This is a genomic window from Colwellia sp. E2M01 (assembly GCF_018860585.1).
Classification (GTDB): Bacteria; Pseudomonadota; Gammaproteobacteria; order Enterobacterales; family Alteromonadaceae; genus Colwellia.
In genome coordinates this window covers 50,528-75,970 of record NZ_JAHKPR010000010.1, presented here as the reverse complement: position 1 = coordinate 75,970, position 25,443 = coordinate 50,528, and the positions used below count along the sequence as shown (strand labels likewise).

At 37.2% G+C, this 25,443-nt stretch carries 21 protein-coding genes; 7 read left to right on the top strand and 14 right to left on the bottom strand.

All coding sequences use genetic code 11. The annotated features are described in order from the left end of the window. The first annotated feature begins 360 nt into the window (after positions 1-360). Both KO502_RS01110 and raiA read left to right on the top strand, forming a co-directional pair. Positions 361-2,541, top strand: a complete 2,181-nt coding sequence (locus KO502_RS01110) for a DPP IV N-terminal domain-containing protein (RefSeq protein ID WP_216020892.1) — start codon at positions 361-363, stop codon at positions 2,539-2,541. A 498-nt stretch (positions 2,542-3,039) separates the two neighbouring features. Next, positions 3,040-3,378, top strand: coding sequence for a ribosome-associated translation inhibitor RaiA (raiA, locus tag KO502_RS01105; protein WP_216020710.1), 339 nt, complete (start codon positions 3,040-3,042; stop codon positions 3,376-3,378). A gap of 118 nt (positions 3,379-3,496) precedes the next feature. Here raiA and metH read toward each other — a convergent pair whose 3' ends face one another. From metH to KO502_RS01090, 3 genes are all read right to left on the bottom strand, one after another. After that, positions 3,497-7,189, bottom strand: coding sequence for a methionine synthase (gene metH, locus KO502_RS01100; protein ID WP_216020709.1), 3,693 nt, complete (start codon positions 7,187-7,189; stop codon positions 3,497-3,499). Between the two features lie 117 nt (positions 7,190-7,306). Next, on the bottom strand, positions 7,307-8,248 hold the full coding sequence (gene metA / locus KO502_RS01095) for a homoserine O-succinyltransferase (protein WP_216020708.1): 942 nt from the start codon (positions 8,246-8,248) through the stop codon (positions 7,307-7,309). Between the two features lie 281 nt (positions 8,249-8,529). Continuing rightward, positions 8,530-9,012 (bottom strand): YajQ family cyclic di-GMP-binding protein, encoded by a 483-nt coding sequence (locus tag KO502_RS01090; RefSeq protein WP_216020707.1) that lies wholly within the window; start codon positions 9,010-9,012, stop codon positions 8,530-8,532. A 221-nt stretch (positions 9,013-9,233) separates the two neighbouring features. On the opposite strand from KO502_RS01090, the gene KO502_RS01085 reads away from it, so the two are divergent. Beyond that, on the top strand, positions 9,234-9,662 hold the full coding sequence (locus KO502_RS01085) for a VanZ family protein (RefSeq protein WP_216020706.1): 429 nt from the start codon (positions 9,234-9,236) through the stop codon (positions 9,660-9,662). A 40-nt stretch (positions 9,663-9,702) separates the two neighbouring features. Continuing rightward, on the top strand, positions 9,703-10,719 hold the full coding sequence (locus KO502_RS01080) for a 2-dehydropantoate 2-reductase (RefSeq protein ID WP_216020705.1): 1,017 nt from the start codon (positions 9,703-9,705) through the stop codon (positions 10,717-10,719). A 107-nt stretch (positions 10,720-10,826) separates the two neighbouring features. On the opposite strand, the gene thiI is transcribed toward KO502_RS01080, so the two are convergent. The 3 genes from thiI to pomA all read right to left on the bottom strand — a co-directional run bounded on the left by thiI (position 10,827) and on the right by pomA (position 14,221). Then, entirely contained in the window at positions 10,827-12,281 is a 1,455-nt protein-coding gene (thiI, locus tag KO502_RS01075; RefSeq protein ID WP_216020704.1) for a tRNA uracil 4-sulfurtransferase ThiI, read from the bottom strand. 141 nt (positions 12,282-12,422) lie between these two features. Further along, positions 12,423-13,376: a flagellar motor protein MotB gene (locus KO502_RS01070; RefSeq protein WP_216020703.1), complete on the bottom strand. Its 954-nt coding sequence runs from the start codon at positions 13,374-13,376 to the stop codon at positions 12,423-12,425. An 80-nt stretch (positions 13,377-13,456) separates the two neighbouring features. Beyond that, positions 13,457-14,221: a flagellar motor protein PomA gene (gene pomA, locus KO502_RS01065; RefSeq protein WP_216020702.1), complete on the bottom strand. Its 765-nt coding sequence runs from the start codon at positions 14,219-14,221 to the stop codon at positions 13,457-13,459. Between the two features lie 296 nt (positions 14,222-14,517). On the opposite strand from pomA, the gene KO502_RS01060 reads away from it, so the two are divergent. The 3 genes from KO502_RS01060 (at position 14,518) to dxs (ending at position 17,680) form a co-directional block, all read left to right on the top strand. After that, positions 14,518-14,766: an exodeoxyribonuclease VII small subunit gene (locus KO502_RS01060; RefSeq protein WP_216020701.1), complete on the top strand. Its 249-nt coding sequence runs from the start codon at positions 14,518-14,520 to the stop codon at positions 14,764-14,766. After that, positions 14,766-15,668, top strand: coding sequence for a (2E,6E)-farnesyl diphosphate synthase (gene ispA / locus KO502_RS01055; protein ID WP_216020700.1), 903 nt, complete (start codon positions 14,766-14,768; stop codon positions 15,666-15,668). The genes KO502_RS01060 and ispA overlap by 1 nt, the downstream gene beginning before the upstream one ends. Positions 15,669-15,778: 110 nt before the next feature. Continuing rightward, the gene (gene dxs / locus KO502_RS01050) at positions 15,779-17,680 is read left to right on the top strand and encodes a 1-deoxy-D-xylulose-5-phosphate synthase (protein ID WP_216020699.1); all 1,902 of its coding nucleotides are present in this window, start codon (positions 15,779-15,781) and stop codon (positions 17,678-17,680) included. A gap of 99 nt (positions 17,681-17,779) precedes the next feature. On the opposite strand, the gene nqrM is transcribed toward dxs, so the two are convergent. From nqrM to KO502_RS01010, 8 genes are all read right to left on the bottom strand, one after another. After that, a complete protein-coding gene (nqrM, locus tag KO502_RS01045) occupies positions 17,780-18,010 on the bottom strand; it encodes a (Na+)-NQR maturation NqrM (protein WP_216020698.1) in 231 nt (76 codons plus the stop codon). A 120-nt stretch (positions 18,011-18,130) separates the two neighbouring features. Next, positions 18,131-19,162: an FAD:protein FMN transferase gene (locus KO502_RS01040; RefSeq protein ID WP_216020697.1), complete on the bottom strand. Its 1,032-nt coding sequence runs from the start codon at positions 19,160-19,162 to the stop codon at positions 18,131-18,133. A 387-nt stretch (positions 19,163-19,549) separates the two neighbouring features. After that, a complete protein-coding gene (gene nqrF, locus KO502_RS01035) occupies positions 19,550-20,773 on the bottom strand; it encodes an NADH:ubiquinone reductase (Na(+)-transporting) subunit F (RefSeq protein ID WP_216020696.1) in 1,224 nt (407 codons plus the stop codon). Between the two features lie 63 nt (positions 20,774-20,836). Beyond that, positions 20,837-21,460 (bottom strand): NADH:ubiquinone reductase (Na(+)-transporting) subunit E, encoded by a 624-nt coding sequence (nqrE, locus tag KO502_RS01030; RefSeq protein WP_216020695.1) that lies wholly within the window; start codon positions 21,458-21,460, stop codon positions 20,837-20,839. 4 nt (positions 21,461-21,464) lie between these two features. Next, on the bottom strand, positions 21,465-22,088 hold the full coding sequence (locus KO502_RS01025) for an NADH:ubiquinone reductase (Na(+)-transporting) subunit D (protein ID WP_216020694.1): 624 nt from the start codon (positions 22,086-22,088) through the stop codon (positions 21,465-21,467). Further along, positions 22,088-22,858: a Na(+)-translocating NADH-quinone reductase subunit C gene (locus tag KO502_RS01020; RefSeq protein ID WP_216020693.1), complete on the bottom strand. Its 771-nt coding sequence runs from the start codon at positions 22,856-22,858 to the stop codon at positions 22,088-22,090. Before KO502_RS01020 ends, KO502_RS01025 begins: the two co-directional genes overlap by 1 nt. Next, complete coding sequence (locus tag KO502_RS01015; RefSeq protein WP_216020692.1) at positions 22,851-24,053, bottom strand: NADH:ubiquinone reductase (Na(+)-transporting) subunit B; 1,203 nt, start codon at positions 24,051-24,053, stop codon at positions 22,851-22,853. The genes KO502_RS01020 and KO502_RS01015 overlap by 8 nt, the downstream gene beginning before the upstream one ends. A 2-nt stretch (positions 24,054-24,055) precedes the next feature. Then, the gene (locus KO502_RS01010) at positions 24,056-25,393 is read right to left on the bottom strand and encodes a Na(+)-translocating NADH-quinone reductase subunit A (protein WP_216020691.1); all 1,338 of its coding nucleotides are present in this window, start codon (positions 25,391-25,393) and stop codon (positions 24,056-24,058) included. Positions 25,394-25,443: the final 50 nt, after the last annotated feature.

Below are 25,443 nucleotides of genomic sequence, written 5' to 3'. Positions count from 1 at the left end.
TTTCACTTTTACAATAAGCTTTTACCATAATGAGCAAGGAAAAGAGCTCAGTTAGATAACTAAGAGATAGCAATGAAATTTATCATGACTAAAATACTTTTTTCACTCACTTGTTTATTATCAACTTCATTTTATATACAAGCATTAGCCGATAGTGAAGTAAAAGAAGCTCCCCAAATAAGTACCGAAATAGCTATTGAAAAAAATACTGAAGCAAGCGTAGAAAAAAGCATAGAAGTCGACACTAAAGAAAAAAGTACTAAGCAAAGTATTGCAACAGTTACTACACAGTTAAAACAAGAATTTAGTGAAAAAAACGCCAATTCTAACAACACCGACAAAACCACTGGTAAAACAGTTATGCCAATAATAAATGACACAACAAATGAATTAACACTTGAGCGCATCTATAGCTCGCCATCACTTAATGGTCAAACACCTAAGTCATTACAGTTTTCTCCTGATGGTAGCCGCGTCACTTATTTACAAGGTAAAACTGAAGACTCAAATCATTACGATTTATGGGAATATAACCTTGCAAGTAAAGAGCATAAATTATTAGTTGACTCTCAAGTCTTATTCGACGGCTCTGAAACTTTATCAGATGAAGAAAAATCTCGTCGCGAGCGCCAGCGTGTATATGGCTTTGGCATCATGGAATATCAATTTTCAGATGATGGTAGCGCTTTATTATTTCCTATTAATGGTGATATTTACCATTACCATATAGCAACTCAAGTCGCTAAAAAGTTAACGCAAACTGCTGACTTTGAAACGGATATCAAGTTTTCACCCAAAGGTAATTTTGTTTCTTATATTCGCGCGCAAAATATTTATATCCTTAATATAAGTTCAGGTAAGGAAACTCAACTAACCCGCGATGGCAAAGGATCGATTAAAAACGGTATGAGTGAGTTTGTCGCCCAAGAAGAAATGGATCGCATGACTGGCTATTGGTGGTCACCTAATGAAAAACATATCGCTTTTTTACAAGTTGATGATGCACCGGTAGAAACTATTATTCGTAATGAAATATATGCTGAAGAAATAGCATTAATAGAACAAAAATACCCAACTTCGGGCACTGATAACGTCACTTTAAAACTGGCGATAATAGATATTAAAGATGGCAACATTCAATTTATTGATACTGGCGACAATAAAGATATCTATATACCTAGAGTCAATTGGTTAAACGATAGTAAGCGTTTATCGTATCAGTGGCAAAGTCGTGATCAAAAAACGTTAAAGTTAATAAGTTACAACCTAAAAAATCGTCGTCAAAACACCCTAGTGACTGAAACATCAACCCATTGGCTTAACCTACATCATGATCTAAGGTTTTTAAAAGATAATAAAACCTTTATTTGGGCTTCTGAGCGAGATGGCTACAAACATTTGTACCATTACAATCTCAACGGTAAACTTATTGCACAATTAACCAAAGGTGAATGGGTAGTTGATTCACTTGCAACCATTGACGAAAAACAAGGCTGGGTTTATTTTACTGGCCGCGCTGATACACCACTTGAAAGTCATTTATATAAAGTACCACTTAGTGGCAAGTTTCCTGAACATGTGCAGAATATTAGCAAACGTAATGGTGTTCATCAGGTTATGTTTAGCAAAAACAATGAAAATTATATAGATAACTTTTCAAATATAACAACGCCAGAGCAAGTAAGTTTACATGCGGCTAATGGTGAACAACTCACTTGGTTAACCGAAAACAAAGTTAGCCCAACTCACCCTATTGCACCTTACTATGATGATTTAGTTTCACCTGAATTTGGGGCAATAACCTCTGCAGATGAAAAAACCACTTTGTATTACAAGCTATACAAACCAAAAGACATGGTGCCAGGCAAAAAGTACCCTGTGATCGTTAATGTTTATGGTGGTCCACAAGCACAACACGTTATTAACAAATGGCAAGGCTTTGATCTAACCCAGTATTTATTAAAACAAGGTTATATTGTTTTTCAATTAGATAACAGAGGCACTAACCATCGCGGTACTGCTTTTGAATTTCCTATTTATGAAGGTTTAGGTCAACTGGAAATTAGCGATCAAATTAGCGGAGTAAAATATTTACAATCTCTCTCTTATGTTGATAAAGACAGTATTGGTATTTACGGCCATTCTTATGGTGGTTATATGACATTAATGGCAATGTTCAAAGCTGGTGAGTACTTTAAAGCCGGAGTTAGTGGTGCACCTGTTACTGATTGGCGTTTATACGACACTCATTACACTGAACGTTATTTAAATCACCCTAGCGACAATATTGCAGGTTATGAGGCAAGTAGTGTACTTCCTTATGTTGCAGGCTTAAATGGTCCATTAATGATTTACCATGGCATGGCTGATGACAATGTACTCTTTACCCATTCAACTAAGTTAATGAAAGCTCTACAAGATGAAGGCAAGTTATTTGAATTAATGACTTATCCGGGGAGTAAACACAGTATGAATGGTAAAAAAGTGAAAATGCATTTAAATACTACTATTGTTGATTTTTTTGATAGGCATTTTAAATAAGCATGAACAAAACGATATGCATTGTCTATTACGTTGCATTTATGCAACGTAATTCACGCCTACCTCTGCCATTATCATCAAACTAAACACTGTCATCCCTAAAGTGTATTATCTGGTATCCTTTGTAAATCACTTAGCTAATATTCAATAGAGTCTAAAATAAACAATTGAGTCTAAAATAAAAATTTGACTTCAGGCGAGTCCGCCAAAGTAACTATTTGTTGTAGGTGGGATCTAAAGTGCACCTTTATGAATAAGCGAAAATAAATTCCTGCCTACGTCTTCCATTCTCAAAAAGCCCTATTGCTATTCTATCTTTGAAAGCTAGCTGATAAGCATTTTTCATGCCCTAATAATCATCATACCCCGAATAAAAGTATCTTAATTTCCAGTTACATTTAATTGCATTTATCTAGCATTTTACTATTGCATTTTGATGACAAGAGGAGGATTATGAAATTGAAGTAAATGATTAAGATGACAACGAGAGGTAAGATTATGAAGATTAACGTTTCTGGACATCATGTAGAAATTACAGAAGGTATCAAGCAGTCTATCGAAAGTAAGTTCGCCAAAATCTCTAAACATTATCCGTCAATTATGACGCTAGATTCAACGATAACCGTTGAGCCACACCAGCAAAAACTTGAAGTAACCACCTTGTACGAAGGAGAAAAAGTTACCGTAAATGCGTCAGACAAAAAACTTTATGCCGCTATCGCGAAAGTTGCTAAGAAACTAGAGAGAGCTCTAGCACATCGTAAAGGTGTATTATCCGCTAAATTCCATTCTAAGTTTGTTGTACCACAAACAGATATGTATCAAGCAGCCCCGTAAGGCTATTGTTCTAAACCATCAAAGCTTCAATATAAGCTAATGTAAAAGTATAAAAAAAGCAGTTACTGTTTATCAGTAACTGCTTTTTATTTAATTAATGCTTATGTAGCTTCTTTTATTACTCTGGCTCATAATCCAAGTTAGCAGATAACCAACGCTCAGCTTGCTCTAAGGTCATCCCTTTACGGTTTGCATAATCAATCACTTGGTCTTTCGCTACTTTTGCTACCGCAAAGTATTTAGACTCAGGGTGTGAGAAATACAGTCCACTTACCGCAGCACCTGGCCACATGGCATAGCTTGAGGTTAAGTCCATATCAATATTTTCTTTAACGTTTAAGAGCTCCCAAATTAAACCTTTTTCGGTATGCTCAGGGCACGCAGGGTAACCAGGAGCAGGACGAATACCTTGGTAACTTTCACGAATTAACGCGTCATTATCTAAATCTTCATCAGGTGCAAAGCCCCAATATTCTTTACGTACTTTTTCATGTAAGTATTCAGCACTTGCTTCGGCTAATCTATCCGCAACTGCTTTTAATAATATTGAATTGTAATCATCAAATTCAGCATCATAAGCTTTTACTAGTTCTTCAACACCAAAGCCAGCAGATACCGCAAACGCGCCTACATAATCTTCAATACCTGACTCAACTGGGGCAATATAATCTGCTAAACAACGGTTAAACTGTCCTGCTGGTTTTTTACTTTGTTGACGTAATTGATGTAAACGCGTTAATTTTTCGCTACGACTTTCATCAGTATAAAGTTCAATATCATCTTGCTTAGCATTTGCTGGAAATAGACCAAATACCGCTCTTGCTGTAAGTTTTTTATTATTAATAACGTCATCAAGCATGGCGTTAGCATCGTTGAATAACTTAGTTGCTTCACCGCCAATAACTTCGTGTTTTAAAATAAGTGGGTATTTACCTGATAACTGCCAAGTCATAAAAAATGGCGTCCAATCGATGTAATTTCTTACCTCGTTAAGATCAAGGTTATCAAGTACGGTTACGCCTAACTTATTTGGTTTTGTCGGAGTGTAATCATCAAAGTTAATTCCGGTAGCATTAGCACGCGCATCTTCAAGACTAATTAAACTTGAACGTGGGCCTTTTTTATAATGACGGGCACGAACTTTTTCATACTCTTCTTTAGTGCTCATATGAAACTGCTCTTTATGTTCACTTGATAACAAGTTACTTACCACAGATACCGCGCGCGATGCGTTTGAAACATATACAACAGGCTCATCGTATTGAGGTTCTATTTTAACAGCGGTATGTGCTTTAGAAGTGGTTGCGCCGCCAATAAGTAATGGTAACTTAAACTCATTACGTTTCATTTCTTTAGCAACATGCACCATTTCATCAAGAGATGGAGTAATTAACCCAGATAAACCGATAATATCGACATTCTCTTCTTTAGCAACGCGTAAAATATCATCGCAAGATACCATTACGCCTAGGTCGATAATTTCGTAGTTATTACATTGCAGTACAACGCCAACAATGTTTTTTCCAATATCATGAACATCGCCTTTAACAGTTGCTAATAACACTTTACCGTTACTACTTGCTTCGGTTTTTTCAGCTTCAATAAACGGGTTTAAATGTGCTACAGCTTGTTTCATAACACGCGCTGATTTTACTACTTGCGGTAAAAACATTTCGCCCGCGCCAAATAAATCACCAACCACGTTCATGCCATCCATTAACGGACCTTCAATAACATCTAAAGGTCGGTCTGCCGCAAGTCGTGCTTCTTCAGTATCTTCAATAATAAATTCGTTAATACCTTTAACAAGTGCATGCGCTAAACGTTCATTAATGGGTAATTCGCGCCATGCCATGTCAGTTTTAGCTGCTTGGCCGCCAGCTTGTCCGTGATATTCTTGGGCAATATCTAATAATCGTTCGGTAGCGCCGTCATCGCTATTGTTAATAACATCTTCTACCGCTTGTTTAAGCTTTTCAGGCAAGTCTGAATAAATAGCAAGTTGCCCAGCGTTAACAATACCCATATCCATACCATTTTTGATGGCGTAGTATAAAAATACCGCGTGAATAGCTTCTCGAACAGGGTTGTTACCGCGGAATGAGAAAGATACGTTTGATACCCCACCCGAAATCATCGCGTGTGGTAAATTTTTCTTAATATCGTCAACCGCTTCAATAAAATCTACCGCGTAGTTATTATGCTCATCAATACCCGTTGCCACGGCAAAGATATTCGGATCGAAAATAATATCTTCTGGTGGATAGCCAATTTCGTCAACCAACATATGATAAGCACGATGACAAATTTCGTATTTACGCTCTCGTGTGTCCGCTTGGCCTTCTTCATCAAAGGCCATCACGATTACTGCAGCGCCGTAACGACGAAGTAATTCAGCTTGCTCACGGAAGTTTTCTTCACCTTCTTTTAAGCTGATGGAGTTAACAATACCTTTACCTTGAATGCATTTTAAGCCCGCTTCAATGATGTCCCATTTAGAGGAATCAATCATGATTGGCACTTTAGCAATATCAGGCTCGCCAGCAATCATATTTAAAAAGCGTACCATAGCGGATTTTGAATCCAACATGCCTTCATCCATGTTGATATCAATAATTTGTGCGCCATTCTCTACTTGTTGTAAAGCAACTGAAATCGCTTGTTCGTAGTTTTCTTCAACAATTAAGCGTTTAAACATCGCTGAACCAGTAACGTTAGTACGTTCACCAACGTTAACAAATAAGCTGTCTTCCTGAATAGTTAAGGCTTCTAACCCTGATAAACGACAAGCTATTGGGCGCTCTTCAATTTTACGTGGTGAAATGTTAGCAACACTTTGTGCCATTGCACGAATATGATCTGGCGTGGTTCCACAACAACCACCAACAATGTTTAAAAAGCCAGACTTAGCCCACTCTTCTATATGCGTGGTCATTTCATCAGCCATTAAGTCATACTCACCAAAAGCATTTGGTAAACCTGCATTTGGATGCGCTGATACGGCGGTATCACAAATTCGGCTTAGCTCAGCAACATATTGGCGTAATTCATTTGGACCTAACGCACAGTTTAAACCGAATGAAACAGGTTTAGCATGACGAAGTGAGTTGTAAAATGCTTCGGTAGTTTGACCTGATAAGGTTCGACCTGAGGCATCAGTAATTGTGCCTGAGATCATTACTGGTAAACGTTCACCTAATTCATCAAAAACCGTTTCTACTGCAAAAATAGCTGCTTTTGCATTAAGTGTATCGAAAATAGTTTCGATTAAAATAATGTCACTGCCACCTTCAATTAAGGCTTTAGTTGATTCAATGTAAGCATCTTTTAGTTCATCAAAAGTTACGTTACGAAAGGCAGGATCGTTAACATCAGGTGAAATAGAACAAGTACGGTTTGTTGGCCCTAAAACACCGGCCACAAAACGTGGGCGTTCTGGGTTCTTTTTGGTGTATTCATCAGCCGCTTCACGCGCTATTCTTGCGGCTTCTCGGTTAATTTCAGCGCTGTACTCTTGCATGTCGTAATCGGCCATGGCAATAGTCGTTGCGTTAAAGGTATTGGTTTCAAGAATGTCAGCGCCTGCTTCAAGATACTCAAGATGAATAGCTTTGATTATGTCAGGCTGAGTAAGCACTAACATATCATTATTACCTTTCACATCAGTGTGCCAATCAGCAAAACGATTAGCTCTGAAATCTTGCTCTTCAAATTTATATGCTTGGATCATGGTACCCATAGCACCATCAAGAATTAATATATTTTTAGCAAGTTGCTGTTCAAATAAGGCGAAAGAAGCATGTTTTTTCATTTTGATATCCAAGTAATTTTTTCGTTGTTCACTATCGTCATCAAGCTGTTGATAAACGATTAGTAAGTCTCGGGGTATTTATTAACCAACGAGATTATATTTGATGCATTATAAACTTTATTTATTTTTTAACGTTGCGGTCATGTGTTCAGCGTCTAACTGGTACGGTGTCATTTGATAAACATAGTAATTAAGCCAGTTTGTGTAAAGTAAACTACCATGACTTCGCCAAGTACCAACGGGCGCATTATCAACATTATCATCTTGATAATAATTAACAGGCTTGCTCGTCGTGTTGTCTTTTTTACAATCGCGTAAAAATTCTTCATGTAATGTAGATGTGTCATATTCTGGATGACCAATAAGGTACACCTGACGTTTATCTTCACTTGCAGCCAAATAAACTCCAGCTTCTGGAGACTCCGCTAAAATATTTATTTCATCAATACTTTCGTAGTCGGCTTTGTCGATATAACCGTAGCGAGAATGTGGCACATTAAAGTTCTCATCAAAGCCGCGTGTAAGCTCTTCTTTACTATCTAACGGCGTATGCTGAAAAACACCGAAAAGCTTATCTTTACGTAAATGACGATTTAATCCGTAATAATGATATAAAGCAGCGTGAGCAGCCCAACATGAAAACATTGTTGAGGTTACATTTTTATTTGCCCAGTCAAATACTTCGCATATTTTATCCCAATAACTTACTTCGGTATAATCAAGCAGCGCTAAAGGTGCGCCCGTAATAAGTAAGCCATCGTATTGCTTATGTTTAATGTCATCAAACAAACAATAGAAGTTTTCTAAATGTTCTTTCGGTGTATTTTTAGACACGTTTTTATGAATACGCACAAACTCCACATTAATTTGTAATGGCGTATTCGACAACATACGTAAAATTTGCACTTCCGTTTCTATTTTATTAGGCATTAAATTTAAAATAGCCACTTGCATTGGGCGAATTTCTTGGCTCGCAGCGCGATCTTCAGACATAACGAAAATGTTTTCATTATCGAGAATTGACAAAGCGGGTAATTGACCAGGAATTTTAATGGGCATGATAGACACCTAACAAAAAAGCACGTATTTATTGAGGAATACAATGTTACTTGGATTGATATGTATGTCAACGTTTAAACGTATAGACGTCTAAATGATTTTGTAAGTATTATTAATGGTGAATAGCGAGAGAGCAATATGGGTATAGGGTACAGAGTTTTTTTATTATTAAATATAATTTATGTTACTTACTAAAAATCCCAAAATTAGCGCAATAAAAAAGTGAATGTTATGGTTCTACCCTGAGTGATAAAACCATAATGTTAGTATGAGTCGCGCTATTAATCTTTAAAGTTATTAAATTGGAAAGATTGTTCTAACTCTGCCGTTTTAACTAAACGCATTACCGCTTGTAAATCATCACGCTTTTTACCAGTTACACGAACAGACTCGCCTTGAATAGCTGCTTGTACTTTAAGTTTTTCTGCTTTGATTAGTTTTACTACCTTTTTAGCAACGTCTTGCTCAATACCTTCTTTAAAGTTAACTTGTTGGCTCCAGTTTTTACCGGTAGCGCTAGCTGTTTCAATGTTCATCGCTTTCGCATCAACACCACGTTTAGTTAACTGACTACGTAACATGTCGCACATTTGCTTTAGTTGAAAATCACCTTCTGCTTTAAGGGTTACATTTGGCTTTTTCCATTCAAAACTAGCTTCTACTCCACGAAAATCAAAACGTGTAGTTAATTCACGATTAGCATTGTCGACTGCATTTCTTACTTCTTCTAAATCAGTTTCTGATACGATATCCATTGATGGCATAATTGTTTCTCTTGTGTTGATCTAGCCCCACTTCAATATTTACTTGCCGTAAAATTAAAGTGACTATAACTAGTTATAAGTTGAATAAATTTAATTTTTGCTATTATACCTTTAGCTTTACGTGGTGCAACTATAGCCTTAAACCAATTAATTAAGCTCTTTCTCTTTCAGTAATTGCTCCGCCAGCAATCCAATAAAAGCCGAGGCAGAGGTAAAAATACATGTTAATATCAGATCACTTTTTATTTGACTGTAGATTTCTCGTGCAAGCACGCCAACACACGTATTTTTTCATTACTGTTATTATTATCTTTACCGTACTGCTTTTTGCCCACGAGCTATTACCTGATATTTTAAGAAAACGCATTTTTAAATTTCCAGCCATTGATACTATTGGTCATCTGACTAGCTTTTTTATTTTAACTTGGGTATGTCACTCAGTTATTAAGTTATCTTTGCCCTATTGCATCCCTTTACTGGTTTTTTACGGGGCACTCACTGAAATTGGACAATCATTTTTAGGGTATCGTAGTGGTGAGCTAGGTGACTTTTTTGCTGATGTTATTGGCATAGGTTTATTTGTATTAGCGAAATGGTTATACCTTAAGTTTTTCCGTCAGCGTAAAAATAATCCTTTAAGTTATAAGTGATAAGCTACAAATAAAGCCGGTTATTAGTATAGGTTAGAGCATGACAAATCAAACAAGTACTCTCTCAGTAATTCCATTCAGTAATATTGTAGTGGTTGGTCAAGGTGCCATTGGTTTACTTTGGTATCATCATTTGTCCCAAGCTAAATTTTCTTTTAAAAACTCAGTAACTTTACTTACTTCTAAACAAGGGCTAACTCATAAAAATAAAAATGTTGGTCAAGCACACCTAACAAACTACCACTTTACCTCTTATCAAGAAATACCGTCAGAAAAGGTACAGGGTAAAAGCTACCCACTTAGGTATAGTGAAACAGCTGATATAGCTATTGCTGATATTATTTTGCTATGCGTAAAGTCATACCAAATAGCAGCTGCGATAAAAAACATAGCCAAACAACTTTCACCTAACTGCATTATTATTCTCGCTCATAATGGAATGGGAGCGGTTGAAGAAGTTGTTAATTTACTGCCAAAATCACAGCGAATACTGACCATGTTAACTACACACGGTAGTTTACGAAACTCTCCACTAAATATAACTCATACAGGGTTAGGGCGAAGTGATATAGGTCAAGTCAACAGACGTTTGGCTGACGAATTAACCGCCATTGAACAACAGCAACTCACGGCATTACTAAATACAGCCTTACCTAGTGTTACTTTCCATCAAGATATAATAGAAAAACAGTGGCTAAAGTTAGCAATTAACTGTGTGATAAACCCAATAACAGCAATTAATGGTTTGGATAATGGCGAAGTAAACAATGAGCAATTTTCTGAGCAAGTAAATTATATATTGGCTGAAATTGTAGCAGTAAGTAAAGCTGAGGAGATTAATTTATCATTAGCTGAGTTGCAAGAAATTGTAAGAAATGTCGCTAAAGCAACGGCACAAAATTGCTCATCTATGCGCTGTGATGTGTTAGCAGGTAAATCAACTGAGATAGATTATATCAACGGTTACATTCACCGTTTAGGAGAAAAGCACAATATTGCTACTCCTGAAAATACTCGAATGTGGCAAGCGGTTAAATCTCTTAGTGAATATCAATAAGCTTTGTGATTAATCATTCGTGAGTATTAATTCGCGCACAAAAAAGCGGGAATAAATTCCCGCCTACGTTTGTACATCGATGATATATTGTCAGCTATAACTAACTGTTATGGACGGTAAACTTTAACGTTTTTAAAGCCGTTATCAAGTAAGTATAAAGCTTGTAGTTTACTCATTACACCGTGATCGCAATATAGTAAATATTCTTTCGACATATCTAAATCACCAAACTGAGTAGCTAACTTGTAAAACGGTATGTGTTTTATTTCAACATTATCTAATTCTAAAGGTTTGTCTTCTTCTTCTTCAGGACTACGAATATCAACAATTACTGCATCGGTTGGGATATTTTCAACCAAGTCTACGGCGCGAATTTCTTCTTCGGTTTCAGTACCTATATCGCGAATATCATAAACACGCGTTTCACTAACCACCTTGTCTAAAACATCAAAGTTAAAGTTACCTTCTTCTTCTTCAACTTTAGATAATACTGCTTTAACGGTAGGTTTTTTCGAAATAACACCACAGTATTCAGGAATAGTTTTTGAGAAGTCTTCAGTACCAATATTACGGGCAATATCAATAATATCTTGTTTGTCGTAAGCTGCTAGCGGACGCAAGATAAGAGTATCGGTTACTTTGTTTATTACATTTAAGTTGGTTAGGGTTTGGCTTGAAACCTGACCTAAACTTTCACCAGTAACAAGCGCTTGTATTTTACCTCGCTCGGCAATTTTAGTTGCGGCGCGTACCATCATACGTTTTAGTACAACACCCATTTGGCTGTTTTCAACGTTTTCTAATATTTCAGCAACAACAGGTTCAAAATCTACAGCGAAGAACTTAACTTTATGCGACGAGCCAAACTTGTCCCATAAATAGTAGCTGATTTGCTTAACGCCAACTTCGTGCGCAGATCCACCCAAGTTAAAGAAACAGTAATGAGTACGCGCCCCTTTTTTGATCATTTGGTAACTTGAAACACCAGAGTCAAAGCCACCCGACATTAATGATAAAACGTCTTCTTGAGTAGCAATAGGAAAACCACCCAAACCAATATGACGTTCAGTAACAATAAATAAGTCTTTATTTTTAATTTCTATACGAATAGTTACATCTGGCTTAGTTAATTTAACTTTTGCGCTTGCAACCGCTTGGTTTAAACCGCCGCCGACATATTGCTCAACAGTTAATGATTTAAAATCATGTGTTCCGGTACGTTTAGCACGAACACAAAAAGTTTTATTTTCAATCGTTTTTGCGTGTATCGCTAAGGTTTTTTCATAAATGTCATGAACATCTGTAAATTCACTTTGCTGTACTTCTAAAAACGTTGGAATGCCGGGTATACACTTAAGTCCATTAATTAAACGTTCACGGTTTTCTGGCGAGTTGTCTTTGGTATTAACTTCAACATTATCCCAGTTCATACGAGTAGTGACTTGTTCGTCAATACGACGTAAAACATTTTTAATGTTCGACTCTAATATTTTAGTAAAACGTTTACGAACGGGGCGAGATTTAATGGTGATCTCAGACTGCAGTTTAACGATAAATTTCATCGGTTATAACCTAAAAAAGACAAAAAAATAATGGCGCGGATTATACACTATTTTTTTTGTCTTTTTTTAAATTTTACCGTTCGCTTATACAATTATCCGTTGCTATTAGTAATAAGCCGGCAACTTATGACTAATTAGCAGCTAATTAGCTGCATCTTCAGTTAAACCTATACGCTCAGTTTCTTTAGCTTTACCTTGGTTTATGGCTATTTCAACACGACGATTACGACGGCGATTTAGTGCGTTAGTATTAGGAACTAAAGGCCTAGTATCGGCATGACCGGCAACCACTAACCTTGTTGGGTCAAAGCCTGGCACTTTAATTAATTGGTGGGCAATAGCAACCGCGCGTTTACTTGATAAATCCCAATTAGAGGTAAACAGCTCAGAATCAACACCATAATTATCTGTATTACCTGACACCATAATTTCACCGGGAATAGTATTTAATAGCTCACCAATTTCTCGAATAACAGGCCAGAATTTAGGTTGTAAAAATGCAGATCCCGATGGAAATGAGCCATTTTCACGAATACGAATAATAACTTGCTGGCCTAAAGATTCTAATTCTATTGCCCCATCTTGAATTTGCTCTTCAAGTTGGTCGGCAATTTTTTTAACTAACTCATTAACTTGCTCTTGTGATGCTTCTTCTAGATCTTGTTTAGCTTGTTCAATCGCTTGTTGTGATAGCGCATCTTCGGTATTTTGTGCCTGTCCGCCACGTTCAGTGCCACGTTGCTCTTGGCGACCACCCGCTGATGCTTCATTACCCGCTTGAAACTCAAGCATTTGTTGGGTCATTTCCATAGTTTGTTGTTGTATAACTTCAATAGGCGTTGGCTCTGGTTTTCCAGGGCGGAATTCTTGCGCGATAATACTCGTGCCTTTAGGGATATCTTTTACTTCAATTTTATTCTGTACGCCAAAAGCAAACTTCATTGAGCCAGCAATTTGTTTAAACTTTAGAACGTCCATTTCTGAGAAGGATAAAAGTAGAACAAAAAAACACATCAAAAGAGACATTAAATCAGCAAAGGTTCCCATCCATGCAGGTAACCCTGGAGGTGGACACTTACATTTTTGCTCAGCCATGCGCCCTCCTGTTAACTACTGTGAATACTAAGGTGTTGACAATAAATCTACCGAGTATGAATAACATACGTTTACTCCTGTTATTCTTCTGTGGTATCTATTTTTCGTTTACTTTCGGCTAAGTAATTTCTTAGTAAGCCTTCGATGACGCGGGGGTTTTGGCCATCTTGAATACCTAAAACCGCATCAAGCACTAATTCTTGGTTCATTTTTTCTTCAGCCATACGAAGTTTTAACTTCGACGCAATAGGAATGGCAATAACATTCGCTAGAAAGGCACCATATAACGTAGTTAATAACGCAACCGCCATTGCAGGACCAATAGATTTAGGGTCATCCATATTCGATAACATAGCAACTAAGCCGATAAGTGTACCTATCATTCCCATTGCGGGGGCGACATCAGCAAGTGCCATCATCATACTAGCACCTTTTTCATGGCGCTCTGTCGTTAAATTAATATCTTTTTGCATAGTAGCTCGCACCACATCGGCATCGTGCCCATCAACGAGCATATCAACCCCTTTTTGCATAAAAGCATTAGAAATTTCGGCTTCTTCTAGTGCTAAAAACCCCCCTTTACGGGCGGCATCAGCCATATCAACAGCTTTTTGAATTAACTCTTCAGGTTGCTCTATTTTAAACATGAATGCTTTAGCAATAATTTTACCAATACCAAAAAATTGCCCTATGCTGAAATTAGCTAAAACAATAAAAAGTGAACCGCCAAAAACAATAATTACTGACTGGGTATCTGCAAACATCATAATATCGCCAGATAACACCATCGCCATTATCAATAAACCTATGGCGCCTAAAATACCAACTAATGTAGCTAAATCCACAAAACTCTCCTAAACAACAAATAGATAGCGCTTGAAAACAGTACTTCTTTAAAAGAATAGTACATTATGTACAAATTATTCACTATTAACCAAGTGATATCTTACATATACCGAATAAATAGCAGTTCAATAAAAAATACGCATATAAGTTTATTATCGCCCGTTGTGTCAATAACTTAACACTAATGTTAAAATATTTGTTGAACAATATTCTCCGTAGGTCAATTGACCGGAGTAGCAAGCTAAGGTAAGTTTGCCCTCCATTCATTCATCGTTAAGTGCTTAGAGCAATAATCATGGCTAAAAAGAAATTAGAAAACCTCTCTTTTGAAGAATCATTAAATGAACTGGACACCATAGTCCAAAGCTTAGAACAAGGTGATTTAAACCTAGAAGAGTCAATGGCATTGTTTGAACGAGGCTTAAACCTTAGTCAGTTAAGTCAGGTGAAATTACAAACAGCTGAACAAAAAGTTAAAATTTTACTAGAAAAAAATGGTAATGCACAATTAACAGACTTTGATAGTGCTACAGGCGAAGATTAATGACAACTTTGATTTCTTATGAACATTATCAACAACGTATCAATAACTTTTTAGCTGAAAAAATCGATAGTTTAACTATTAATGACCCCAAATTGCTTGAAGCTATGCGTTATGGCTTGCTTATTGGCGGCAAACGTATGCGCCCTTACCTTGCTTATATAACAGGTGAAGCAATAGCTGTTGATGTAAAAGAAATTGATGCGGTTGCAGGTGCGCTTGAATGTATTCATGCTTATTCACTGCTTCATGATGATTTACCGGCAATGGATAATGACGATTTAAGACGCGGCAAGCCTACTTGTCATAAAGCTTTTGATGAAGCTACAGCTATTTTAGCAGGTGATGCATTACAAACATTAGCATTTGATATTTTAGCTAATCATACTTTTTCGTTATCAACAAACACTTTAAAAACACCGGTACAACTTAAACTAGTGCAACAATTAGTACGCGCATCAGGCTACCAAGGAATGTGTGGCGGGCAAGCGCTTGATTTAGCCGCTACCGGAAAAAGTATTTCATTAACTGACTTAGAAGTTTTACATTCATTAAAAACAGGTGCTTTACTTGAAGCAGCGGTATTAATGCCTACTGAATGTAGTGACTTGGTTACCGATGAACATAAAATAATATTAAGTGAGTACGCACAACTTATTGGTTTAGCGTATCAAGTTCAAGATGATATTATTGACTTAACATCTACTGAAGAAGAGCTTGGTAAACCTGTGGGATCTGATGTTGCTGCAGACAAAAGCACTTACCCTGCACTTCTAGGTTTACAAGGCGCACAAGACAAAGCTGAAAACTTATTACAACAAGCGCTTCAAGCTTTGGCAAGATTGCCTTACAATACGCAATCCTTAGCAAATTTTGCTAACTTTATCGTGAAACGCAGTCATTAAATAAGCTATACACTGTACTGTATTTAAGCATATTACTGGGAATCTCCTTATAATTAGCTAACACGTTAAAAATTATAATAATTATCAATAGACATACTATTAGACGCACTATGACCACGAATTTAGCTAACTATCCTTTACTTTCGCAGATTAACCTACCTGGCGAATTGCGCAATATGCCGCAAGAAAAACTCACCCGTGTGAGTAATGAGTTACGTAGTTTTTTATTAAGTTCCGTGAGTAAAAGTAGTGGTCACTTTGCTTCAGGTTTAGGCACAATAGAGCTTACTGTTGCTTTACATTATGTCTACAACACCCCTTTTGATCATTTAATTTGGGATGTTGGTCATCAAGCTTACCCACATAAAATATTAACGGGAAGACGCGACCAATTACATACCATCAGACAAAAAGATGGGTTACATCCTTTTCCTTGGCGCGAAGAAAGTGAATACGACACTTTAAGCGTTGGTCACTCAAGTACGTCTATTTCAGCCGCCTTAGGTTTAGCTGTTGCCGCTGAAAAGGAAGGCAAAAACAGAAAAACAGTCGCTGTAATTGGTGATGGTGCTATGACCGCAGGAATGGCATTTGAAGCATTAAATCATGCTGGTGACATAAAAAAAGACATGTTAATTATTTTAAACGATAACGATATGTCAATTTCAGAAAATGTAGGTGCATTAAATAACCATTTAGCTAAGTTATTATCAGGCAGTATTTTTACCGGCTTTAGAGAAAGCAGTAAAAAAATATTAAATAACCTGCCACCAATAAAAGAATTAGCGAGTCGTGCAGAAGAGCATTTAAAAGGCATGGTAGTACCTAGCACCTTTTTTGAAGAGTTAGGTTTTAATTACATTGGTCCAATTGATGGTCACGATGTGGATAGTTTAGTTACCACAATCAGAAATATGCGTAACCTAAAAGGCCCGCAACTTTTACATGTAGTAACTACTAAGGGTAAAGGCTATCAAGCAGCTGAGCAAGACCCTATCAAATACCATGCTGTACCTAAGTTTAACCCTGAAGAGACCACTTTACCTAAATCTAAAGCAAGCCTACCGACATACTCTAAAATATTCGGTGATTGGTTATGTAAAACGGCTGAAGTTGATAAAAAATTGGTTGCGGTAACACCAGCCATGGCTGAAGGCTCTGGCATGGTGGAGTTTAGTCGACGCTTTCCAGAACAATACTTTGATGTAGCTATAGCTGAACAACATGCAGTAACTTATGCAGCAGGTTTAGCTATTGGCGGACAAAAACCAGTAGTGGCTATTTATTCAAGCTTTTTACAACGCGGCTACGATCAGTTCATTCACGATGTAGCTATCCAGAACTTACCCGTTATGTTTGCAGTTGACAGAGCCGGTATTGTTGGCGCAGATGGAGCGACTCATCAAGGTGTATTTGATTTAAGCTTTTTACGTTGTATTCCTAATATCATTATCATGGCACCATCTAATGAACGTGAATGTCAGCTAATGTTAAATACTGGCTTTCAATTAAATAGTCCAAGTGTAGTTCGTTACCCGCGTGGTAGTGGCACCGGTGAAACATTACCGAATATTGATGAAACCATTGAGTTAGGTAAAGGTCTAGTTGTTTCAACTAGACAAGAAGACAAAGTACAAGCAACTGATTCACAGCCAAACAAACGTATTGCCATATTAAGTTTTGGTACCATGCTAAGCGAAGCCAAAAAGGCCGCAGCAACACTTAACGCAACAATTGTTGATATGCGCTTTGTTAAACCACTAGATATTAATCTTATCAATACGTTAGCTAACGAGCATGATGTATTAGTAACGGTTGAAGATAATGCTATTTCAGGTGGTGCAGGCTCAGGTGTAAATGAGTACTTACTTTCACAAGGTAAACCTGTTTGTATATTAAATATTGGTGTTGCTGATCAGTTTGTTAAACATGGTACTCAACAAGAAGTTCATCAAGAGTTAGGTTTGGATGCCGATGGAATTATTAATAAAATAGATAAATTCTTGTTATAAAAACAACTTCAATAACATTTAAAAAAGGGTAATGAACTTAGTTCATTACCCTTTTTTATTTATAACGTCCTTAAGCCTACGGTTAATAGAATTAAGGCATTATAAATTTTTTACATCAATTTTTGATTCAAGGTTAAGTTGTAGTGCTGCCTTTTTTTCACGTTCTTGACGTTTTTCACAGGGGTTATCACAGTTACATTCTTTATCAATACCTACGCTTGCTAAGCCACCACAACTGCCTGCTAAGGTTCTGTTTTGAAATATATAACCAACAGCCATAGCTGCACCAACAACAAGGAAGAAACCGAAGGTAATAAGGAAAATCATCATAATTTTTGCTCTCAACTAATTTACTAACGTCATCGACTGACTTATTTATTTAACGGTTAACCAAACAACACAATGAACAATGCATTGGTTCAAATTTTTTATTAAAAAACAGCAGGACTATTATTTCAAATATTGTTTGAATTTTACCGTAAATTGCTCATCAAAGCCATCATCGGTTTTAGCGATAAACAAAGCAGCAATATCATTTTCAATAGCAAAACGCATACCTTGCTCCATCCCCATTACCATTAACGTTGTTGATAAGCCATCTGCGGTCATTGAAGATGGATCAATCACGGTAACAGAGACTAAATTATGATTAATAGGTTTACCTGTATCAGGGTCAATTATATGTGAAAAGCGCATTCCCTCTACTTCAAAGTAATTTCTATAATCACCAGAGGTTGCTACCGCATTATCTTTAGGAATAACGACTTGATGAATTGCACGTTCGACACCACTTGGATCAAGAATAGGCTTCTCAATGGCAATAGCCCATAATTCACCTGTATGTTTCACGCCTTTTAAACGCATTTCTCCGCCAATTTCTACTAAGTAGTTAGTAAAGCCATTCTCTTCAATTAATTCTGCAACGACATCAACTCCATAGCCTTTAGCAATAGTTGATAAGTCGATATAGAGATCAGGTGTTTTTTTCGATAATTGATCACCTTCAAGTATTAATTTATCTAAACCAATACGCTGCTTAGTCGTACTTAAAAGTTCATCACTTGGAATTTTTTCAGGACGTTGCTCAGGACCAAAGCCCCAAAGGTTAACTAATGGACCAACAGTAATATCAAGCTTACCTTGGCTTAACTTACCAAGGCGAATTGATTCTTTAAGTACTCGAGCAAAACCCGGTGAAACGGTAACAGCCTCAGTTGAGCTTGATTTATTAAATAGCGATATTTCAGAATTTGGCAGATAAGTTGACATTTCTTGATTAACTTGTTGTAAAGCCGCATCAATTTTTTGCTGCAATTTAAGAGCAATAATCTCTTCTTCTGTTGTGACTACTTTAATATTATAAGTAGTCCCCATGGTGCGACCTTGCAACAATACTTCCGTATTTTTAGAAGGATTACTTGGGAAACATGCAGATAACGTTATTGTTAAACATATTAATAATAATGATTTAATTATATTCATAGTACGTCCAAATTATTGTTTAAATGAAAACACTCATAAAGTGATGTTGTTAATCATATTTAAAGTAATGCTTAAAATATTTTCATTTAAATAATAATGTTATTAATAGATTCAGAACTTAATTGCCGATTTCATCGTTATAGAACACAAATTTAACTTTTCTTTTTATAAAACATATAAAAGAATAAAGACGGCCTAAGCCGTCTTTAATTTTGATAACCTTTGATATAAATCATTTAGTTTTAATACTTTAAAATAAATGATTTTTATATTCTTTATTTAAGTTGTGATTTAACGTTAGTAGCAAGGCGGAAGCGCGAAGTTGACGCTAGTCAATGAGCACTTCCAACGAAGCTAATGGCGTTTAAACACGCTTAAATATGAATATTAGCCACCAAAGTCATCCAACATGATGTTCTCGTCTTCTACACCAAGATCTTTAAGCATGCCGATAACAGCTTGGTTCATCATTGGTGGACCACACATGTAGTATTCACAATCTTCTGGTGCTTCATGGTCTTTCAAGTATTCTTCAAAAAGAACATTATGAATAAAACCAGTTAAGCCGTCCCAGTTATCTTCAGGTTGTGGATCACTTAATGCAACATGCCATTGGAAGTTATCATTATCAGCTGCTAAGCCGTTATAATCATCTTCATAGAACATTTCACGCAATGAACGTGCACCATACCAGAAGCTCATTTTACGTTTAGATTTTAAACGCTTAAGCTGATCAAAGATATGAGAGCGCATTGGTGCCATACCCGCACCACCACCGATAAATACCATTTCATTATCAGTTTCTTTAGCGAAGAACTCACCAAATGGACCAGAAATAGTTACTTTATCACCAGGCTTCAAACTAAAGATGAATGATGACATTTTACCCGCTGGTAAATGTAACTTTCCAGGAGGCGGCGTAGCAATACGCACGTTAAGCATAATAATGCCTTCCTCTTCTGGGTAGTTAGCCATTGAGTATGCACGTAATGTATCTGTGTCCACTTTTGACTCAACATCAAAGAAACCAAAATGGTTCCAATCGCCACGGTATTGCTCATCAATATCAAAATCACTGTATTTAACGTGATGCGCTGGTGCTTCAATTTGAATATAACCACCGGCTTTAAACGGTACTGATTCACCATTAGGAATTTGAAGCTTAAGTTCTTTAATGAAAGTCGCTTTGTTATCGTTAGAGATAACTTCACATTCCCATTGTTGAACACCGAATATTTCATCTTCAACTTCAATATTCATGTCTTGTTTAACAGCAACTTGACATGCTAAGCGACAACCCGCTTTGGCTTCACGTTTAGTAATGTGACCTTCTTCCGTTGGAAGAATATCGCCACCACCTGAATGCACATCTACGCGACACTGGCCACAAGTACCACCGCCACCACAAGCTGAAGGAATAAAGATCCCTTGATCAGCTAATGCGCCTAATAATTTGCCACCCGCTGCAGTAGTTACTGCTTTGTCTGGGTCACCATTTATGCTAATCGTAACGTCACCACTTGATACTAACTTAGATTTAGCGAATAAAATCACTAACACTAAAGCTACAACAATTATGGTAAACATCGATACGCCGAGAATAATTTCCATCGACCTTTCCTTAAACTTTTCTAAGGGTGTAATGTGGGTAATCCCATATTACACCGACCAAACTTATAGGGAAATACCACCGAAAGATAAGAAGCCAAAAGCCATCAAACCTGCAGTAATAAATGTAATACCTAAACCTTTCAAACCGTCTGGCACGTCAGAATATTTCATCTTTTCGCGAATACCAGCTAATAGCACAATAGCAAGTGCCCAACCGATACCAGAGCCAATACCGTAAACAACACTTTCACCAAGTGTTAAGTTTTTCGCTACCATGAAAGACACGGCACCAAAAATTGCACAGTTTACGGTAATAAGTGGTAAGAAAATCCCAAGTGCTTGATAAAGCGCTGGGAAATATTTGTCTAGTACCATTTCCAAGATTTGAACTAAAGCTGCAATTACACCAATAAAGGTAATAAAAGATAGGAAGCTTAAGTCAATCGATTCTTTCGGATCAGTAATACCTAAAACACCGTCAAGTGCGCCAGGAGCTAATACTGCTTGGTAAATGATTTGGTTCATAGGAACCGCTAAACCAAGTACCACAACAACAGCAACACCTAAGCCAATTGCAGTATCAACTTTTTTAGATACAGCAAGGAAGGTACACATACCTAGGAAAAACATTAACGCGATGTTTTCAATGAAAATAGATTTAACTAAAATTGCAATATAATGTTCCATGCTATTAATCCTTCTCTACTTGTTCAGGTTTCCATTGGCGAAGTGCCCAAATGATTAAACCAATAACAAAGAATGAACTAAATGGTAATACTAGTAAGCCATTACCTTGGTACCAGCCGCCATTTTGAATCAATGGTAAAATTTCAATACCGAATAAAGTACCAAAACCCAATAATTCACGGAAGAAAGCAACTAGCATTAAAATAGCACCGTAACCTAAACCGTTACCAATACCATCTAAAAAGCTAAGACCTGGCTTTTCTTTCATAGCAAACGCTTCAGCACGCCCCATTACAATACAGTTAGTGATAATCAAACCAACAAATACAGCAAGTTCTTTAGATAACTGATAAGAGAAAGCTTTTAACACTTGGTCAACCACAATTACCAATGATGCAATAATCGCCATCTGTACAATAATACGTACACTAGATGGGATATGATTACGAATAATTGAAATAAACAAGTTAGAGAAAGCTGTTACAAAAATAACCGCTAAACTCATAACTAAGGCGTTAGCCATTGAACTTGTTACAGCAAGTGCAGAACAAATACCTAATACTTGTAATGCAATCGGGTTATTATCAGCAATAGGACCCGTTAATACTTTTTTAGCATCTGAAGACATTATTTAACCCCTTCTGCACGATATTTAGTAATGAAAGGTTCATACCCTTCTTCACCGAACCAAAACTGCAATGTATGTGTAACACCGTTACTTGTTAACGTTGCACCAGATAATGCATCCACACCGTGAATATCATTAGCTTTGGCACCACCTTTAACAAGACGTATTTCAACATTACCTTCGTCGTCATAAATTTTCTTACCTGGCCATAACGCTTTCCATTTAGGGTTAAGTACTTCTGCACCTAATCCTGGAGTTTCACTATGATCAGAATAAATAACGCTATTTATTGTGTTTAAGTCAGCTTCTAAACCAACATAACCAAACATTAAGTTCCATAACCCAGAGCCAACAATTGGTAACACAACAGAGTCAACAGCACCCGCTTGATCTTTGATTATGTAAACAACCGCACTGTTAGAGCGACGATTGATGCCGGCAATATCATTTTCTGGTTTAATAGATAAGCTTGTATCACGAGCATTACGACGTTCATCAAAGTTAATAACGTCACCTTCAATAAACTCACCTGAGTCTAAATCGATCATACGTGCATCAACAAATTTGTTGTAAGTTCCAACAACATCTTTGCCTGCTGTTTCTAAAAGCCCTGCGGCTTCAAGAATTTTAGTTTGTTGATCAAGTAATTTATTTGCTTGTTGTAGTGGCTTTAACTGCACTGCAGAGAAAGATACTAACAATGCACAAACAATACAGACAGCTAGTACAAAACCAACCGTTTTACCGAATGTTTCTTTATTACTAGACATTGCGTGCAAGCCTCCGTTTAATATTACTCTTCACTACAAAGTAGTCAAACAATGGTGCGAATAAGTTAGCAAATAATATCGCTAACATCATACCTTCAGGGAAAGCAGGGTTAACAACACGTACTAGTACAACCATTACACCAACTAAAGCACCAAACCAGTATTTACCAGTATTAGTGAATGAAGCTGACACAGGATCGGTTGCCATAAACATCATACCAAAAGCAAAACCACCAATAACTAAGTGCCAATGCCAAGGCATAGCAAACATAGCATTAGAGTCACTACCAATAGCGTTGAATAATAATGAAGTTACTACCATACCGCCAAACACACCTAATACGATGCGCCATGAAGCAATACCTTTGTAAAGAATGTAAGCACCACCAAGTAAAATAGCAAAAGTTGATACTTCACCTACAGAGCCTGGAATGAAACCCCAAAAAGCGTTCCACCAATTAGCATTCATTGAGTAATCAACTAAACCTTGGTTAGCAGCACTTAATAAAGTAGCACCTGAGAAGCCATCAGCGGCAACCCAAACAGCATCACCAGAGATTTGTGCAGGGTAAGCAAAGAATAAAAACGCACGACCCGCTAATGCTGGGTTTAAGAAGTTTTTACCTGTACCACCAAAGATTTCTTTTGCGATAACAATACCGAAAGTAATACCAATAGCTACTTGCCATAATGGAATACTTGCCGGAAGAATAAGTGCAAAAAGAATTGATGAAACGAAGAAACCTTCGTTAACTTCATGTTTACGTACTGCCGCAAATAATACTTCCCAGAAGCCACCAACCACAAAGGTCACAGCATAAATAGGTAAGAAGAAACAAGCGCCATACAACATCATACTGAACCAGTCAGATGTTGCCGTTAACGTACCACCTAGCAAGGTAAATAAATCAACCTGCCAAGATTGTGGTAAAGCATAACCAGCAGCTAAAGCGTCAACCGCTTGATAACCAATGTTATACATACCAAAGAACATGGCTGGAAAAACGGCAAGCCATACTGTGATCATGATACGCTTTAAATCAATGCTATCACGAATGTGGGTTTTACCTTTATTCACGTAACCAGGGGTAAATAAGCCCGTAGCTATCGCTTCATAAAGCGCAAACCACTTCTCATGTTTGCCGCCTTTTTCAAATTGCGGCTCTATATCTTCAATAAATTTTTTCAAGCCCATGACTAACCTTCCTTCTCAATAGTAGTTAGACAGTCACGAAGGATCACACCGTAATCTGTTTTGCCTGGGCAAACAAATGTACACAGTGCTAAATCTTCTTCGTCTAGCTCTAAGGCACCAAGTTGTTGCGCGCCATCGGTATCACCCGAACAAATATCACGTAATAACAAGGTCGGTAAAATATCTAATGGCATAACACGTTCAAAGTTACCAATTGGTACCATGGCACGCGAACTACCGTTAGTCGTCGTAGTCATATTAAATAACTTACTTGGGAACAAGTGAGACATATATGCACGAGTTACTGAGAACTTATTAGGACCTGGAGACATATAACCCATAAAGGCTTTATCGCGCCCTTCAAGGATTAATGATACTTGCGTATGGTAACGACCTAAATATCCATGCACAGCGCTAGCAGTAGAGCCCATTAATAATGAACCAGACACTACACGCAGTTCACCTTCAGTCGCTTCGGTCGCTGTTAACTCAGCAGTACTAGCACCTAAAACAGTACGTACTAAACGTGGGTTTTTAGCTGCAGGACCAGCAAGAGAGATAATACGTGTATTATCAAGTTCACCTGTAGTGAATAATTTGGCGAAGGCGATAACATCTTGATAACCAATATGCCAAACGACTTTGTCTGCACTTACTGGTTTTAAGAAGTGAATATGCGTACCTACTAAACCAGCAGGATGTTTACCTGCAAATTCAGTCACGGTAGAGTTAGCATCTACTGGGATATTAGCACCAGGAGCTTTACTAACAAAAACTTCACCACTTGTTAAGCGTGATAAAATGGTTAAACCATTTTTAAATGCGTCGCTTTGCTCATTAATAACAACCTCAGGATTAGCTGCTAATGGATTAGTATCCATAGCACTAACAAAAACAGCAACAGGCGTGCTATCAATGGCTGGTATTTTACTAAATGGGCGAGTTCTTAACGCTGTCCACAAACCAGAATCAACTAAGTTTTTTACCACGTCTTCACGGGCAATTGTATTTAGTTCATTGGTTGGGTAACTGGTGAATTTTTCTTGATCATAGCCATCGACTTCGATAACAACAGATTGTAAAACACGTTTTTCACCACGGTTAATTTCTTTAACAACACCGGCAGCTTGAGCTGTGAATTTAACGCCAGGATTTTTTTTGTCTTCAAAAATCACTTGACCTTTTTTTACGCGGTCATCCACTTTTACAAACATGGTTGGACGCATACCCACAAACTCTTCACCGAGTGTTGCAACGGTTTTGATGGACGGACCATCATGGATTACCTGCTGAGGAGCACCTTGAACAGGAACATCTAAGCCTTTTTTTATTGTAATCATAAACACTTGCACTACTTTTGATGGGAGTATAAAAATCAGTTTATTAATTA